Below are 13782 nucleotides of genomic sequence, written 5' to 3'. Positions count from 1 at the left end.
CGTGGCGCAAATGGCCCGATCATGGCCGGCACCGCTCTGCCGCTCACGCTCCCGGTCTGCGATCCTTCCCTCGACCTCGAACGGAGGTTTGCAACCAGGGAGAAACATCATGGATACCATGCAAAGCAAGGCCATCGACAGTGCGAAGCTCGACACGCTGGTCGGCCGCGTCGTCAGCGATCTTTCCGCCGGCTATGGCGGGGTCATGGTCAGCCTCGGCCACCGCCTCGGTCTCTACAAGACGATGGCCGACCGCGGTCCGCTCACGTCTCGCGAGATCGCCACCCGCGCCCGCTGCGCCGAACGATATGTGCGCGAATGGCTGAATTCGCAGGTCGCCGGCGGCTATGTCACCTATCATGCCGTCAGCGGCACCTATGAGCTGACGCCTGAACAGGCTTTCGTGCTGGCGAACGAGGACAGCCCCGTCTTCATCCCGAATGCCTGGGCAACGCCGGCTTCCATGTGGGCCGACGAGGACAAGGCGGTCGAGGCCTTCCGCACCGGCGCCGGCATCCCTTGGGGTGACCATGATGGCCGGCTCTTCTGCGGCGTCGCTTCCTTCTACCGCAACGCCTACCGCGCCAGCCTCGTGCCGGAATGGCTGCCCGCGCTCGACGGCGTGGTGGAGAAGCTGAAGGCTGGCGCGCTGGTCGCCGATGTCGGCTGCGGCCACGGCCATTCGACGGTGCTGATGGCGCAGGCCTTCCCGAAGTCGAAATTCCACGGCTTCGACACGCACGAAAAGTCGGTCGACGAAGCACGAGAGGTGGCGGGCGAGGCGGGCGTTTCCGATCGCGCGAGCTTTTCGACGGCGCGGGCGGATACCTATCCGGGGACGGGCTATGACCTTATCTGCTTCTTCGACTGCCTGCACGACATGGGCAATCCGGTGGCAGCCGCCACGCATGCGGCCAAGGCCCTTGCCAAGGACGGCACGGTGATGCTGGTCGAGCCCTTCGCCAATGACCGGGTGGAGGACAATATCTCGCCTGTCGGCCGGCTCTATTATGCCGCGTCGACGACGATTTGCTGCGCCCATGCGATTTCCGATGGCGGTCACATCGTGCTCGGCGCCCAGGCCGGCGAGGCAAGGCTCAAGGACGTCTTCCGCAAGGCGGGCTTCACCCGCTTCCGCAAGGCAATGCAGACGCCCTTCAACCTGATCCTCGAAGCCCGCCTCTGACCAGACCGGCGGCTGAGGGCGCCGGACTTCCACCCACTCGTCGTCCTCGGGCTTGACCCGAGGACCCATGCCGGCCTCGTCCATTGCGGCCGTGGATCCCAGGCTCAAGGCCTGGGATGACGGAGGGTGGGGTGCCGTTGCTGCCATACTTCGCCTTGCCGCGCTGTTTGCCGATTGCGTTGCTGACGACCAGACCGTTTGTCATTTACGGTCACGCGACTAGTTTATGGCAAGCAATCCTCCCGAATGGGAGGGGAGACGACGGGAGCAAGTCATGTGCCGAAATATCAAGCCTCTCTTCAATTTCGATCCGCCGGCGACGGACGAGGAGATCCATGATGCCGCATTGCAGTTCGTGCGGAAGCTGAGCGGGACCAACAAACCCTCGAAACGCAACGAGGCGGCGTTCGAACAGGCGGTCAATGCGACCGCGAAGTGCGCCCAGGAACTGCTTCATTCGCTGGAGACCTCACAGCCGCCTCGCGACCGTGCCGAAGTCGCGGCGAAGGCGCGTGCACGATCAGCGATGCGCTTTGCATGAAAAGAGTCCGGGCCCACAAGTGATCTGAACGGGATCAACAAGAGCACGCACCGCCTTGGGGCGGGGCCTTATGGAACCAACTCGCGTCGCGGAAGGTTATAGCCTTGTCGCTTCGCCTTCGGTTTCGCTCGATCTGCGTGACACGATGGCCGGCGCCGGCGCTCAATAATTCACAATGGGGAAATTCCATGGAAAATGAAGGTATCGGTTGGATCGCCGCAATCATCGTCGGCGGCATTGCCGGCTGGCTCGCCGAGATGTTCATGAAGAGCAACATGGGCGTGCTGATGAACGTTCTTCTCGGTATTGTCGGCGCCATCGTCGCCAACTTTATCTTGTCGCTCTTCGGCGTCGCTCTTGGCGGATGGCTGGGTTATCTGATCGCGGGCTTCATCGGAGCCTGCATCCTGATCGCTATTGCAAGAATGATCAGACGTCCGGCTTGACGAAACAGGAGGCGCCCCCAAACGGTTGCCTTCTTCACGCACTCCTGCCACGCGCGAGCGTGGCTTGAGGCGTGGTCATCCCGTGTTCAAGGCGCCCCGCGAACGTTGACGGATGCGCCAAAAGCAAGCCGGACCTTAAGGGCAGCGGCGGATATCGGTCTCATCGGTCAGGGGTAAAGCCTCAGCCAGCGCCGCGCCGGCTCATCGCCTGTCGCGGCTTTTTTCTTCCCCTGACATCGTCTCCAACTGCGCTGGAAGCTGCCCATAAGCCACCAGGATCGATCGGATCAGCCCCGGGAAGCGTGCGTCGAGCTCCGCGCAACGGGTCTGGTTGCGCATCTCCACACCCTGGCGCTCGCTGCGGATCAGGCCGGATTCGCGCAGCACCTTGAAATGGTTGGAGAGCGACGATTTTGGAATGATGCGGTCGCCAAGGTCGGCAAGGGCCGAGCACGTGCCGCCGCAGCCGGCGGTGGCAAGCTTTGCGAAGATGGCAACGCGCTCGGGATCGGACAGCGCATAAAGGATCGCCTCCGGGCGTATATCCTCCAAGGCTGGGTGAAAGAGCGGTCTCATGAATTTTATATAGCGCCCCTTGACATCGAGATCAACAGTTCCGAATTTCTGAACTATGGAACAAGCTGCCAATCCCGGCAGCAGTCCGGATCAGAAGGAATTCAAAATGGCGAAGCTCACCGGAAAGGTCGCAGTGGTCACGGGGGCCTCCAAAGGCATCGGCGCGGCGATTGCCAAGGCGCTGGCGGCCGAAGGGGCAAAGGTGGTGGTGAATTACGCCTCGAGCAAGGCGGGAGCCGACGCCGTGGTCGAGGCGATCGGCGCCGCCGGCGGCAAGGCCATCGCGGTTCAGGGCGATGTTTCCAAGGCCGACCAGGCGCAGGGGCTGGTCGATGCCGCCGTCAAGGAATTCGGCAAGCTCGACGTCTTGGTCAACAACTCAGGCGTCTACGAATTCGCCCCGATCGAGGAAGTGACCGAGGACCATTATCGCCGCATCTTCGACGTCAACGTGCTCGGCGTTCTCCTGACCACCCAGGCGGCGGTCAAGCACCTCGGTGAGGGCGGCAGTGTCATCAACATCTCCTCGGTGGTCACCAGCATGGCGCCGCCGGCCTCTGCCGTCTACACCGGCACCAAGGGCGCCGTGGAGGGCATCAACAGCGTGCTCGCCAAGGAACTCGGCCCGCGCAAGATCCGCGTCAACGCCATCCTGCCGGGCATGGTCGAGACCGAGGGGACGCACACGGCCGGAGTCATCGGCTCGGATCTCGAGCAGACCGTCGTCGCCCAGACGCCGCTTGCCCGCATCGGCCAGCCGGACGATATAGCCGGCGTCGCCGTCTTCCTTGCGTCCGACGACGCCCGCTGGATGACCGGCGAACGGCTGGCCGCCAGCGGCGGCTTCCGTTGAGGGCATTTCCGCTCTCTTCGGATCACGGAGGTGGGTGTTTAGGCCGGGGCCGGCCTGAAATCTCGATCCTGATCTGAATAAAAGAGTAAGAGCATGATGCCGTCAGAAAGCGGCTCGCTTATCGGCATCATGCTCTCGCAGTGCTCGCGATTGTGCCCGTCCCGGCCATGACGATCGCATTGACGAGGCTTATAAAGTCAATGCCGGAGCTCGTCCATGCGCCGGCAAAGCGCGGCATCACCTGCCGATATAGGCGGCGAGTTCATCAGGCGTCCCGTTAGGGAACGCCTGTTTCAAAAAGTCCAGGAACGCCGACACGCGCGCGCTCAGCAGCCGCCGAGAGGGGTAGAGCGTCCAGAGAGCGATCTCCGGCCCGTCGATGTCCCCCCAACTGACCAATGTGCCATCCGCCAGGTCGTGGCTCACCAGCGATATGGGAAGACGTCCCGCACCGACGCCGGCGCGCACCGCATCCCGGATCGTGATGAGCGTTGACAAAGTGAGCACGGGTTCGATCCTGATCGTCGACTGGCCGCCGGCGGTCTTCACCCGCCATATTTGCGCTTCGCCTGCGCCACGCGCAACGCCGGGAGCCGCACGTCCGCCGGTCGGGCGGGGAAGGTTGGGGCTTGCCACCACCACCAGCCGGTCGCGCAGAAAGGCCCGTCCGACCAGGCTTTCGTCGGGATCGGGATTGACCCGGATGACCAGGTCGTAGCCTTCCTCGATCATATCGACGGACCGGTCCTCACTCGTCACCTCGAGCCTGACCTCCGGATATTCGAGGGCAAAGCCCGCGGCGATCCTGCCCATGGCGGTCTGGGAAAAGTGCAAGGGTGCGCTGATGCGCAATCTGCCCTTGGGTCTTTGACCGCCTGAGGCAATCGCTGCAGCCGTTTCGTCCAGTTCGGCAAGCAGCGCCCCCGTCCGCTCGAACAGCGCCCGCCCTTCCTCGGTGAGCTTCAGATTGCGCGCACCCCGTTCAAACAGTCGCAGAGTGAGGGCGCTTTCCAGCTCGGCGACCCGGCGCGACAATGTTGCCTTCGGTCGGCCCGTCGCCCGTGCCGCTTTGCCGAAGCCGCCATGGCGGGCGACAAGATTGAAATCGGCAAGCGCAAGAAGATCCATGTCCGTTCCATCAGCGAGACGGTTTGTCTAGAATTGCCGTCTATCGGACTGCCAGTGAACCACACATATTCGAGGTGTCAAGCAACCCAACGCGGAGAAAGACCATGACCATTCTCGTTACCGGCGCCACAGGCAATGTTGGCCGCCAAATCGTCGAACACCTCGTCAAGCGCGGCGTCGATGTCCGTGCCCTTGTCCGCGAACCGTCGAAAGCCCAATTCCCGGCGGAGGTCAGCGTCGTGAAGGGCGACTTCCTCAACGTCGACTCGCTGCGCAATGCCATGTCAGGCGTGTCGACCCTGTTCCTGCTTAGCGCCGTGGTGCCGGATGAATTCACCCAGGCTTTGATTGCGCTGAACGTCGCCCGATCGGCCGGCATCGAGCGGATCGTCTATCTCTCGGTGATCCACGCCGATGTCTATGTCAACGTGCCGCATTTCGCCGGCAAGTTCGGTGTCGAGCGAATGATCGAGCAGATGGGTTTCAACGCGACGATCCTGCGCCCGGCATATTTCATCCAGAACGATCTGATGGTCAAAGACGTGATCACCGGCTACGGCGCCTACCCGATGCCGATCGGCGCCAAGGGTCTCGCAATGATCGATATTCGTGACATCGCCGAGATCGCCACCCTTGAGCTGCTGCGCCGCGAACAGGCTGCAGAGCCGCTGGCGCTGGAGAGGATCAACCTGGTCGGTCCGCAGACGCTGACCGGAACCGATATCGCCGCCATCTGGTCGGCCGTGCTCGCCCGCCCGATCGCCTACGGCGGCGACAATACCGAGGGCTTCGAGCAGAATCTCAAGCAGTTCATGCCCGCCTGGATGGCCTACGACATGCGGTTGATGGGCGAACGCTTCCTGACCGACGGGATGCTGCCCGAGGCGGGCGACGTCGAGCGTCTGACGGCCCTGCTCGGACGCCCGCTCCGCTCATATCGCGCCTTCGCCTTGGAAACCGCTGCCTCCGCCTGAGGCAGCAACAGCGATCTGACCAAAAAGAGTATCATCATGATCTATTCCACAGCCACAGTTCCGGTGAACCCGGAAGGCGAAACCCCGCTGACACGCGCCGAGGCCTGGCTAGGGCTTGAACGCAAGGCACGCGACGCCCGGCTCTTTCTTCCCGCCGGTCTCTGCACCCGCTGCGATGTCGTGGAGGAAAACCCGGACTATTTCGTGCGCGAGGCGACGATTGCCGGGCTGGATTTGCGCGAGATCATCACCCTGGAACCGCAAAGCAAGGTCACCTTTTTTCAGGCGACGGGGCCCCGCGAGGGAGCGATCGTCAACGAGCTCTTCGAGGATGAAGACGGCCAGCTGCAGCTGCGCTTCTACTGCTATCTCGGCCTGCGCGGCCAACGGCCCAACGGCCCGGAAGAGCAGGCCGAGCAGGCACAGTTCGATAGCGAAACAGGCTACAAGGCCGCCCTGCTGTCGACGCTGAAGCGGACCCGCCAACTGCTGTCAGAGGGAAAGCTCTGAGTATCGCCGCGATCTAACAAAGAGCGGCCGACCGTGGGTTATAGCCGACCAGCTGCCTGAGATATCAGGGGATCCCTCAAGGGGAAGCGTTCGAAACGCTTCTGCGGGGCGGGGCCAGGGCGTCGGGTTTGTCCCGGCGCCCTCGGCTTCACCGCCAGGACTGTTGATCAGGCGGCCTTTGCCGCCGCGACGGCGCCGATCAGAATGCCGGCAGTCTCCACCGATGAACCGGGGTTCTGCCCGGTGATCAGCAGGCCGTCCTGGATGGCATAGGACGACCAGTCGTCGCCGCTGGAATAGACGCCACCATTCTCCCTCAACATGTCCTCGACCAGGAACGGCACCACCTGGGTGAGACCGACCCCATCTTCCTCGGAGTTCTTGAAGCCGGTGACTTGTCTGTCCTGAACCAGCGGCGTGCCGTCGGCAGCCTTGACGTGGCGCAGCACACCCGGTGCGTGGCAGACAAAGGCAACGGGCTTGCCGGCCTGATAGAGCGATTGGATAAGGGCGATCGAATCGCTGTCTTCCGCCAGATCCCAAAGCGGGCCATGGCCGCCCGGATAAAACACGGCGTCGTAATCGTCAGCGGAGACCGAGGCGAGTTTTACAGTCGAGGCGAGCACCGCCTGCGCAACCGGATCGGCATGGAAGCGGCGGGTCTGGTCGGTCTGGAAGCCGGGTTCGTCGCTCTTCGGGTCGAGGGGCGGCTGTCCGCCCTTCGGCGAGGCGACGGTGATCTCGGCGCCGGCCTCGAGGAAGGCGTAATAGGGGGCGGCGAACTCTTCGAGCCAGAAGCCGGTCTTCCGGCCGGTACTGCCCAGTTGGTCGTGCGAGGTGAGAACCATGAGGATTTTCATCTGGAGATCCTTTCGAGACAGATGTGATCGGTCGCTTTCGATGACGGGATCATGCCTCGCCGCTTCCTATTCCTGAAATTTATTTCTTTGATTTCAGATATGTGTTCAGCAATATATCTGGATGAAACATGATCTCAACCTCCTGCCTGTCTTCGTGGCGCTGATGGAAGAGCGCAATGTCACGCGCGCAGCCGAACGACTGGGCATGACGCAGCCGTCCGTCTCCAATGCCCTGAAACGCCTTCGCGAGACGTTGCGCGATCCGCTGTTCATCCGCGAGCGCTACGGCATGAAGCCGACGGAGATGGCGGAGGCACTTGCTCCGGTGATCCGCACCGCATTGGCGAGCCTCGATGACGCCATTCTCGGCCAGCAGGCGTTCGATCCGGCGCGGGCGACACGACAGTTCACCATCGCCCCCAATAGTTACGTCGAGTTCGTTCTGATGCCGGTGATCGTGGCACGGCTGCGGGAATGCGCGCCCGGGATCAGGCTGCGCCTGACGCCCTTCGGCAATGATCTGGCCGAGACCGGCGCGATATCAGGGGCGACGGAAATGGTGCTCGGCAGGATCGTCGAGCCTCCTGATAACATGGTCGTGCAGCATCTCATGGATGATGGGCTGGCCTGTGTCGTTCGCAAAGATCATCCCGAGATCACCGAAAGCATCTCCGAGGAACAGTATCAGCGGATGCGGCATGTCAACGTGCTTCCGCCCGGCCGGATGCGCGTCGGCCTGTTCCAGATGCTCCAGCAGGCCGGTCTCAGGCGCGATGTCTCGGTCTCCGTCACCCATTTCCTGGCAGTCCCGGAAATGGTGGCCGTGACCGACTACTGCGCCACACTGCCCCGGCTGATCTGTCAGCGCCTTGCCCGCGACCCGCGCCTTAAAATCCTCCCCGCGCCGGTCGATCTCGGCAGCTTCCCAGTCGAGCTGGCATGGCATGTCCGCTACCGAAACGATTCCGCCCATCGTTGGCTGAGATCATTGATCGCCGAGGTGGCAAAGGAAGTCTCCGACGCTGCGGCGGCAGAAGCCATGGCTGGAAATTGAGAGCGCGTGTTTGCCCTCGACGGTTGCGCGCGTGCCAGATCGGTTGCATATTCTGTTTCAGGATGAGGAGAATTCTATGCCAAAGGCCGTTGGAATCGGCGGTGTGTTCTTTAGGGCGGCGAACCCGGCCGGCCTGGCGGAATGGTATCAAAAGCATCTCGGTATTGACGACCTGCACAAGTCGGTATGGCAGCAGGAGGCCGGGATGACGATATTTGGCCCGTTTTCGAAGGACACCGATTATTTCGGTCGTGCGGAACAACAATGGATGGTCAATTTCCGCGTTGATGATCTCGATGGGCTGATGGCCAGCCTAACGGCAAGTGGGATCGCGGTGGAAACCCGGGATGAGTGGAACTCGGAGGTAGGCCGCTTTGCCCGCATTCACGATCCCGAGGGCAATCCGGTCGAGCTGTGGGAGCCGGCGCAGCGTTGACGGCGAATGGGTCGCTGCTCGTTGCCCGATCTCGATCGATTCACGCGCCTTCAGACTGAGAACGGGTTTCGCCACACATCCAGTTCTTCAAGCCGTCCGTAAATAAGCCGGAACTCGGCGGCGGTTGCATAAGGAAGTGCAGCGGCCTCCGTCATCCTCAGGCTTGACCCGAGGACCCACGCCGGCTCCTCGACAGCGGCCATGGATTCCAGGCTCAGGGCCTGGAATGACGGAGGTTGTGGAGGGCCATCGGCAGGAGGCCCAACGGAGGTTGCGGACGGCGACCTGCAAGAGGCGCAACGCTGCTGTTATTGCCTCTGTCGCGGAGCTCACCCCACCCTCCGTCGTCCTCGGGCTTGATCCGAGGACCCACGCCGGCCGCTCGGCTGTGGTCATGGATTCCAGGCTCAAGGCCTGGAATGACGGAGGTTGGGGAGGGCCATCAGCAGGAGGCCCAACGGAGGTTGCGGACGGCGACCTGCAAGAGGCGCAACGCTGCTGTTATTGCCTCACCATTTTGTCGCGGAGCTCACCCCACCCTCCGTCGTCCTCGGGCTTGACCCGAGGACCCATGCCGGCCCCTCGGCTGCGGCTATGGGTTCCAGGCTCAGGGCCTGGAATGACGGAGGTTGTGGAGGGCCATCGGCAAGAGGCGCAACGCTGCTGCTATTGCCTCACCATCGCTGGATTTGCCACGGAGCCCACCCCACCCTCCGTCGTCCTCGGGCTTGACCCGAGGACCCACGCCGGCCGCTCGGCTGTGGTCATGGATTCCAGGCTCAAGGCCTGGAATGACGGAGGTTGGGGAGGGCCATCGGCAGGAGGCCCAACGGAGGTTGCGGACGGCGACCTGCAAGAGGCGCAACGCCGCTGCTATTTCCTCACCACCGCTGGATTTGCCACGGAGCCCACCCCACCCTCCGTCGTCCTCGGGCTTGACCCGAGGACCCATGCTGGCCCCTCGGCGGTGGCCATGGATTCCAGGCCCAAGGTCTGGAATGACGAAGGTTGGGGAGGGCGATCTGCAAGTGGCGCAACCCGCTGCTATTCGCTCAACCACCGCTGGATTTGCCACGGAGCCCACCCAACCCTCCGTCATTCTCAGGCTTGACCCGAGGACCCACGCCGGCTCCTCGGCTGCGGCCATGGATTCCAGGCTCAAGGCCTGGGACGGAGGTTGTGGAGGGCCATCGGCAGGAGGCCCAACGGAGGTTGCGGACGGCGACCTGCAAGAGGCGCAACGCTGCTGTTATTGCCTCACCATCCCTGGATTTGTCGCGGAGCTCACCCCACTCCGTCGTCCTCGGGCTTGACCCGAGGACCCACGCCGGCCGCTCGGCTGTGGTCATGGATTCCAGGCTCAAGGCCTGGAATGACGGAGGTTGGGGAGGGTCATCGGCAGGAGGCCCAACGGAGGTTGCGGACGGCGACCTGCAAGAGGCGCAACGCTGCTGTTATTGCCTCACCATCCCTGGATTTGTCGCGGAGTTCACCCCACCCTCCGTCGTCCTCGGGCTTGACCCGAGGACCCACGCCGGCCCCTCGGCAGCGGCTATGGATTCCAGGCTCAGGGCCTGGAATGACGGAGGTTGTGGAGGGCCATCGGCAAGAGGCGCAAGGCTGCTGCTGCCTCACCATCGCTGGATTTGCCACGGAGTTCACCACACTTCCGTCGTCCTCGGGCTTGACCCGAGGACCCATGCTGGCCCCTCGGCGGTGGCCATGGATTCCAGGCTCGAGGCATGTAGTGACGGAGGTTAGAGAGCTGCGATTTCGCCGAACGCGCGGCCAGAGACGCGCATGGCGCAAGAGAGCTCATCCGTCTTGGCGCGCCCTTTCTCCGCTCTAACTCTGCAGCAGGCATGGAGGAAGACGAATGAAAATCCGGAAATCACCAAAGCCGACGTCGCGTTGGAGCGTTCCCCCCGGCAGGAGGCCGACATCTTCGTCGGCAATCTCATCGACGAGCGGCATGGCGGGCCGATCACCATCGGTTACGGGCGCTACGCCCGCGGCCAGAGCCTGACCGAAGCGATGGCGGTCGACGACGTCATGATCGTTCTGGAAGAGCGGCTTTCGGTTTCGACGGAGGCCGGGACGGTGAGTGCCGGGCCGGGTGAGATCGTCTACATGCCGAAGGGCGAGACCGTGACGATCCGCTCGCATGAGGAAGGCGCATTCACCGCCTATGTCACTTATCCCCCTGAACGGCCGGCCCATTTGTAAGACGCAGGGTGACGTGATGCTTCCCTCGGCTGGCCTGGTGGGTTTGACGTTGCGGGATTGACCGCACGGCGGATGGTTGCAAAGATCTTTGTCTGTCGGCAATGAGGGGTTGGCATGTCTATCGCGAGCTTACCTGCACCACCCTATTACGTCGTCTGCTTCTCATCGCATCGAACCGAGGTCGAACATGGCTATGGTGACGTCGGCGCTGCGATGGTGGAGCTGGCAAAACAGCAGCCCGGATTTCTGGGTTTCGAAAGCGCCCGCCGTGCCGACGGATTCGGCATCATCAACTCTTATTGGCGGGACGAGGAAAGCATCCGGGCATGGAAAGCGGTTGTCGATCACGTCGAAGCGCAACGCCGGGGCCGGGCCGACTGGTATACGCGTTATGAAATCCGTGTCGCGCTCGTTCAACGAGCTTACGGATTCGAAGCGGAACCCGTCGCACTGCGATGATCCTCGCCCTCGGATCGCGTTCCGTGCCGGATTCAAGGCCCGTTTGCTTTCACCGCTTCCACAAAACCGATCACGTCGCCGACCATGCCATCGTTGAAGATGTCGTTGTGACCGGCACGGTCATAGATCAACATCTGCTTGGGCTCGGGTGCGAGGTGGAACAAGGCCTGCCCTGAGGAAAGCGGGATGCTGTCATCGAGTCGGCCGTGGAGGAACAACTTCGGTTGTCTCACTTTGGCTATGTTGAGGTCCGAGCGGAAGGGATCCTTGAGGAGAAACTCGACCGGAAGGAACGGATAATGCATCTGCGCAACCGAGAGAACCGACAGGTACGGAGACACGAGAACGAGGCCCACGGCCGGCCTCTGCCCGGCCGTGTTCACCGCAACGCCGGTGCCAAGTGAGCGGCCGAGCACAACGATCCCGCTTTTGGTCTGTGCCGAAAGCCAGTCGAACGCGGCGATGCCGTCTGTCAGCAGCCCTTGCTCGCTGGGTGAGCCGGTCGATCCGGGATAGCCGCGATAGGAAATCGCCAGCAATCCAATCCCCCGCGCGGCCAGCGCCTGTGCGAGAAACGCGTAATTGTCAACGCGGTCACCGTTTCCGAAAAACAGCAGCACGCAGGGCTTGTCGCTGTCGCCCTGGCTGTAGAGTGCCTGCAGGATTTCCCCGTCGGGCGTCTTGATGTGGATCGTCTCGCCCCAGTTCGCGGGCTCCGGCAGAGGTGCGGCGCCGGCTCCGGGATAGAGCAGGGATCGCTGAGAAAAATAGATCAGGCCCACGAGCGCCATGTAGGCGATGACCGCCATCAGCGGCAAGATCAGCAGGTACCTTGTAGCGCTCACGACAGACTATCCCCGCTGGTTGGCAACGCCCAGAACGCTTTGCAGCAAACCCAACCCCGCGTGATGTGCTCAGCGTAGCGGCAATATAGGCATGTGCGTTCCTATTTGAAGAGGGTCGAGACGCGACAATCGTCCTCACGAGAGATCGGCCCTCCCCATACAAGGCGATGCCGTCCTGTTGATCGTCAGCACGGCCTGTGCGCCGCAGCTCAACCAGTCGGCGGCGAAGCGGTACCATCAGCTTCTCAAGCTGGGAAAGGGTTTCGCCACGCATCCAGTTCTTCAAGCCGTTCGTACCAGGTTCGGATATGCCGAAACTCGGCGAGTGGAATCTCGGCAGCGGCTGCATAAGGAAGTGCGGCGGCCAGTGCGAAGTCCGCCACGGTCAGTGTCTCCCCGACGGCGACGCTGTTGGTGGCCAGATGACCGTCGAGCACGCGAGCGTGGAGCCGAAAAGCCGCCTTTGCCTCTTCGATAACCGCCGCGTCCGGCTTCCCGCCGAACAATGGCTTGATCAGGGTTTCAAACCACAGCGTTGCCCCGTGCCGGGTAAAATAACTGGCATCCCAGCTCAACCAGCGCAGCACGTCGATCTGCCGGCGGTCATGCGGCCAGAAATCCGATGCGACGCTGTCGGACAGCCTGCACATGATGGCATTCGCTTCCCACAAGGTTCCGGCATCATCCTGCAGCACCGGGACTTTGCCGTTCGGGTTAAGCGCCAGGAATTCTGCGGTGCGTTGTTCACCGCTTGCCAGGTCAACCCGGAAGAACTCGACGTCTGCCTTCAGAAAGCGAGCCGCGGCGCAGGCCTTCCGGGGATTGAGCGTCTCGCAATAGTAAAGCTTCATCGCCGCCTTATGCATGGTTCGTCCCCTTGGATTCGGTTCGAAGAAAAAGGCTCAACCGCTCGAAGCTTTGCGACCAGCCGGCTTCATGTCCCTCAAGCGACGATGCGCTCTCAAACCCACTTTGGCGAAAGGTCATTTCCGTGCCGCCGTCACTTTCCCTGAAGGTGATGGTGACGATCGTTTCGGGACTGGTCTCACCGGTTCCGCGCTCCCAGGCATGGGTGAAGACAAGCCTGTGCGGCGGCTCGACCTCCAGATATTTTCCACCCACCCAATGCTCCTCTCCATCCGGCGCGATCAGGCAGGCGCGGTGTCTGCCGCCGGGCCAAGCTTCAAGTCTGTCGCCCACCGCCTTAAAACCGTGAGGACCGCACCATTGGGCCATGGCTTCCGGGTCGGTCCATGCCCTGAAAACGAGATCGCATGGGGCATCAAACCTCCGGACAATAACCAGGTCGCGGGTGTGGTCGGGGTCGGTCTCCGGATTAGTCATTTTCGTATCCTTGTACCTTGGACAGATAGTCATCGAGACGATCGAAGCTTTGGTCCCAGAAGCGTCTGTAATCGGCGATCCAATCCGCGATCGTCTTCAGCGCGGCCGGCTCGAGGACGCGCGGACGCGCATTCGCTTCCCGGCCGGAGCGGATCAACCCGGCCTGTTCCAGAACCTTGAGATGCTTTGAAATAGCGGGCTGAGACAACTCGAAGGGATCAGCGAGTTCGGCCACGGTCGCCTTGCCCGTCGCAAGCCGCGCAAGAATGGCTCGCCTCGTGGGGTCGGCGAGTGCGGAAAAAATGGCATCGAGCTTGTCATCCATATATCACCATTTGGCTATA

General features: G+C 62.4%; 17 protein-coding genes and 1 pseudogene. 10 read left to right on the top strand and 8 right to left on the bottom strand.

Annotation, left to right across the window (positions count from 1 at the left end):
• The first annotated feature begins 109 nt into the window (after positions 1 to 109).
• The 3 genes from GGI60_RS28040 (at position 110) to GGI60_RS28030 (ending at position 2173) form a co-directional block, all read left to right on the top strand.
• On the top strand, positions 110 to 1186 hold the full coding sequence (locus GGI60_RS28040) for a class I SAM-dependent methyltransferase (RefSeq protein WP_183919440.1): 1077 nt from the start codon (positions 110 to 112) through the stop codon (positions 1184 to 1186).
• Between the two features lie 274 nt (positions 1187 to 1460).
• Positions 1461 to 1727 carry a DUF2277 domain-containing protein gene (locus tag GGI60_RS28035; protein WP_183919487.1) on the top strand — a complete coding sequence of 89 codons (267 nt, stop codon included), beginning with the start codon at positions 1461 to 1463 and terminating at the stop codon, positions 1725 to 1727.
• Positions 1728 to 1915: 188 nt separating this feature from the next.
• Positions 1916 to 2173 carry a GlsB/YeaQ/YmgE family stress response membrane protein gene (locus GGI60_RS28030; protein ID WP_183919438.1) on the top strand — a complete coding sequence of 86 codons (258 nt, stop codon included), beginning with the start codon at positions 1916 to 1918 and terminating at the stop codon, positions 2171 to 2173.
• 201 nt (positions 2174 to 2374) lie between these two features.
• Here GGI60_RS28030 and GGI60_RS28025 read toward each other — a convergent pair whose 3' ends face one another.
• Complete coding sequence (locus tag GGI60_RS28025) at positions 2375 to 2749, bottom strand: ArsR/SmtB family transcription factor (RefSeq protein ID WP_183919436.1); 375 nt, start codon at positions 2747 to 2749, stop codon at positions 2375 to 2377.
• 106 nt (positions 2750 to 2855) lie between these two features.
• Between GGI60_RS28025 and GGI60_RS28020 the strand changes: the two genes are divergently transcribed.
• Positions 2856 to 3602 carry a glucose 1-dehydrogenase gene (locus GGI60_RS28020; RefSeq protein WP_183919434.1) on the top strand — a complete coding sequence of 249 codons (747 nt, stop codon included), beginning with the start codon at positions 2856 to 2858 and terminating at the stop codon, positions 3600 to 3602.
• Positions 3603 to 3839: 237 nt separating this feature from the next.
• Here GGI60_RS28020 and GGI60_RS28015 read toward each other — a convergent pair whose 3' ends face one another.
• Entirely contained in the window at positions 3840 to 4730 is an 891-nt protein-coding gene (locus GGI60_RS28015; RefSeq protein WP_183919432.1) for a LysR family transcriptional regulator, read from the bottom strand.
• Between the two features lie 104 nt (positions 4731 to 4834).
• On the opposite strand from GGI60_RS28015, the gene GGI60_RS28010 reads away from it, so the two are divergent.
• Both GGI60_RS28010 and GGI60_RS28005 read left to right on the top strand, forming a co-directional pair.
• On the top strand, positions 4835 to 5704 hold the full coding sequence (locus GGI60_RS28010) for an SDR family oxidoreductase (protein WP_183919430.1): 870 nt from the start codon (positions 4835 to 4837) through the stop codon (positions 5702 to 5704).
• A gap of 36 nt (positions 5705 to 5740) precedes the next feature.
• Positions 5741 to 6214, top strand: coding sequence for an SRPBCC family protein (locus tag GGI60_RS28005; protein ID WP_183919429.1), 474 nt, complete (start codon positions 5741 to 5743; stop codon positions 6212 to 6214).
• Between the two features lie 167 nt (positions 6215 to 6381).
• Here GGI60_RS28005 and GGI60_RS28000 read toward each other — a convergent pair whose 3' ends face one another.
• Positions 6382 to 7074: a type 1 glutamine amidotransferase domain-containing protein gene (locus GGI60_RS28000; protein ID WP_183919427.1), complete on the bottom strand. Its 693-nt coding sequence runs from the start codon at positions 7072 to 7074 to the stop codon at positions 6382 to 6384.
• Between the two features lie 121 nt (positions 7075 to 7195).
• Here GGI60_RS28000 and GGI60_RS27995 point away from each other — a divergent pair, with 121 nt between their 5' ends.
• The gene (locus GGI60_RS27995; protein WP_183919425.1) at positions 7196 to 8128 is read left to right on the top strand and encodes a LysR family transcriptional regulator; all 933 of its coding nucleotides are present in this window, start codon (positions 7196 to 7198) and stop codon (positions 8126 to 8128) included.
• Positions 8129 to 8204: 76 nt separating this feature from the next.
• Positions 8205 to 8564 (top strand): VOC family protein, encoded by a 360-nt coding sequence (locus GGI60_RS27990; protein WP_183919423.1) that lies wholly within the window; start codon positions 8205 to 8207, stop codon positions 8562 to 8564.
• A gap of 50 nt (positions 8565 to 8614) precedes the next feature.
• Here GGI60_RS27990 and GGI60_RS32260 read toward each other — a convergent pair.
• Positions 8615 to 8710: pseudogene (locus tag GGI60_RS32260) on the bottom strand (glutathione S-transferase family protein); the annotation flags it as partial.
• 1654 nt (positions 8711 to 10364) lie between these two features.
• Between GGI60_RS32260 and GGI60_RS27985 the strand changes: the two are divergent.
• Positions 10365 to 10790 carry an ethanolamine utilization protein gene (locus tag GGI60_RS27985; protein ID WP_183919421.1) on the top strand — a complete coding sequence of 142 codons (426 nt, stop codon included), beginning with the start codon at positions 10365 to 10367 and terminating at the stop codon, positions 10788 to 10790.
• A 114-nt stretch (positions 10791 to 10904) separates the two neighbouring features.
• Positions 10905 to 11249: an antibiotic biosynthesis monooxygenase gene (locus tag GGI60_RS27980; protein ID WP_183919418.1), complete on the top strand. Its 345-nt coding sequence runs from the start codon at positions 10905 to 10907 to the stop codon at positions 11247 to 11249.
• A 32-nt stretch (positions 11250 to 11281) separates the two neighbouring features.
• Here GGI60_RS27980 and GGI60_RS27975 read toward each other — a convergent pair whose 3' ends face one another.
• The 4 genes from GGI60_RS27975 to GGI60_RS27960 all read right to left on the bottom strand — a co-directional run bounded on the left by GGI60_RS27975 (position 11282) and on the right by GGI60_RS27960 (position 13763).
• Positions 11282 to 12094, bottom strand: coding sequence for an alpha/beta hydrolase (locus tag GGI60_RS27975; RefSeq protein WP_183919417.1), 813 nt, complete (start codon positions 12092 to 12094; stop codon positions 11282 to 11284).
• Between the two features lie 245 nt (positions 12095 to 12339).
• On the bottom strand, positions 12340 to 12960 hold the full coding sequence (locus GGI60_RS27970; protein ID WP_183919415.1) for a glutathione S-transferase family protein: 621 nt from the start codon (positions 12958 to 12960) through the stop codon (positions 12340 to 12342).
• Positions 12953 to 13438 carry an SRPBCC domain-containing protein gene (locus tag GGI60_RS27965; RefSeq protein ID WP_183919413.1) on the bottom strand — a complete coding sequence of 162 codons (486 nt, stop codon included), beginning with the start codon at positions 13436 to 13438 and terminating at the stop codon, positions 12953 to 12955. Before GGI60_RS27965 ends, GGI60_RS27970 begins: the two co-directional genes overlap by 8 nt.
• On the bottom strand, positions 13431 to 13763 hold the full coding sequence (locus tag GGI60_RS27960; protein WP_183919411.1) for a helix-turn-helix transcriptional regulator: 333 nt from the start codon (positions 13761 to 13763) through the stop codon (positions 13431 to 13433). Before GGI60_RS27960 ends, GGI60_RS27965 begins: the two co-directional genes overlap by 8 nt.
• Positions 13764 to 13782: the final 19 nt, after the last annotated feature.

This window comes from Rhizobium lentis (genome assembly GCF_014200175.1).
In the GTDB taxonomy this organism is placed as follows: Bacteria; Pseudomonadota; Alphaproteobacteria; order Rhizobiales; family Rhizobiaceae; genus Rhizobium; species Rhizobium mulingense.
The sequence above is the reverse complement of the archived record's forward strand: the minus strand, read 5'-3'. Positions and strand labels throughout refer to the sequence as shown.

What these genes read in the sequence shown, in the direction of transcription:
- GGI60_RS28040 (WP_183919440.1), top strand. Translation starts at nt 110, where the DNA reads ATGGATACCATGCAAAGCAAGGCCATCGACAGTGCGAAGCTCGACACG.
- GGI60_RS28035 (WP_183919487.1), top strand. Translation starts at nt 1,461, where the DNA reads ATGTGCCGAAATATCAAGCCTCTCTTCAATTTCGATCCGCCGGCGACG.
- GGI60_RS28030 (WP_183919438.1), top strand. Translation starts at nt 1,916, where the DNA reads ATGGAAAATGAAGGTATCGGTTGGATCGCCGCAATCATCGTCGGCGGC.
- GGI60_RS28025 (WP_183919436.1), bottom strand. Translation starts at nt 2,749, where the DNA reads ATGAGACCGCTCTTTCACCCAGCCTTGGAGGATATACGCCCGGAGGCG.
- GGI60_RS28020 (WP_183919434.1), top strand. Translation starts at nt 2,856, where the DNA reads ATGGCGAAGCTCACCGGAAAGGTCGCAGTGGTCACGGGGGCCTCCAAA.
- GGI60_RS28015 (WP_183919432.1), bottom strand. Translation starts at nt 4,730, where the DNA reads ATGGATCTTCTTGCGCTTGCCGATTTCAATCTTGTCGCCCGCCATGGC.
- GGI60_RS28010 (WP_183919430.1), top strand. Translation starts at nt 4,835, where the DNA reads ATGACCATTCTCGTTACCGGCGCCACAGGCAATGTTGGCCGCCAAATC.
- GGI60_RS28005 (WP_183919429.1), top strand. Translation starts at nt 5,741, where the DNA reads ATGATCTATTCCACAGCCACAGTTCCGGTGAACCCGGAAGGCGAAACC.
- GGI60_RS28000 (WP_183919427.1), bottom strand. Translation starts at nt 7,074, where the DNA reads ATGAAAATCCTCATGGTTCTCACCTCGCACGACCAACTGGGCAGTACC.
- GGI60_RS27995 (WP_183919425.1), top strand. Translation starts at nt 7,196, where the DNA reads ATGAAACATGATCTCAACCTCCTGCCTGTCTTCGTGGCGCTGATGGAA.
- GGI60_RS27990 (WP_183919423.1), top strand. Translation starts at nt 8,205, where the DNA reads ATGCCAAAGGCCGTTGGAATCGGCGGTGTGTTCTTTAGGGCGGCGAAC.
- GGI60_RS27985 (WP_183919421.1), top strand. Translation starts at nt 10,365, where the DNA reads ATGGCGCAAGAGAGCTCATCCGTCTTGGCGCGCCCTTTCTCCGCTCTA.
- GGI60_RS27980 (WP_183919418.1), top strand. Translation starts at nt 10,905, where the DNA reads ATGTCTATCGCGAGCTTACCTGCACCACCCTATTACGTCGTCTGCTTC.
- GGI60_RS27970 (WP_183919415.1), bottom strand. Translation starts at nt 12,960, where the DNA reads ATGCATAAGGCGGCGATGAAGCTTTACTATTGCGAGACGCTCAATCCC.
- GGI60_RS27965 (WP_183919413.1), bottom strand. Translation starts at nt 13,438, where the DNA reads ATGACTAATCCGGAGACCGACCCCGACCACACCCGCGACCTGGTTATT.
- GGI60_RS27960 (WP_183919411.1), bottom strand. Translation starts at nt 13,763, where the DNA reads ATGGATGACAAGCTCGATGCCATTTTTTCCGCACTCGCCGACCCCACG.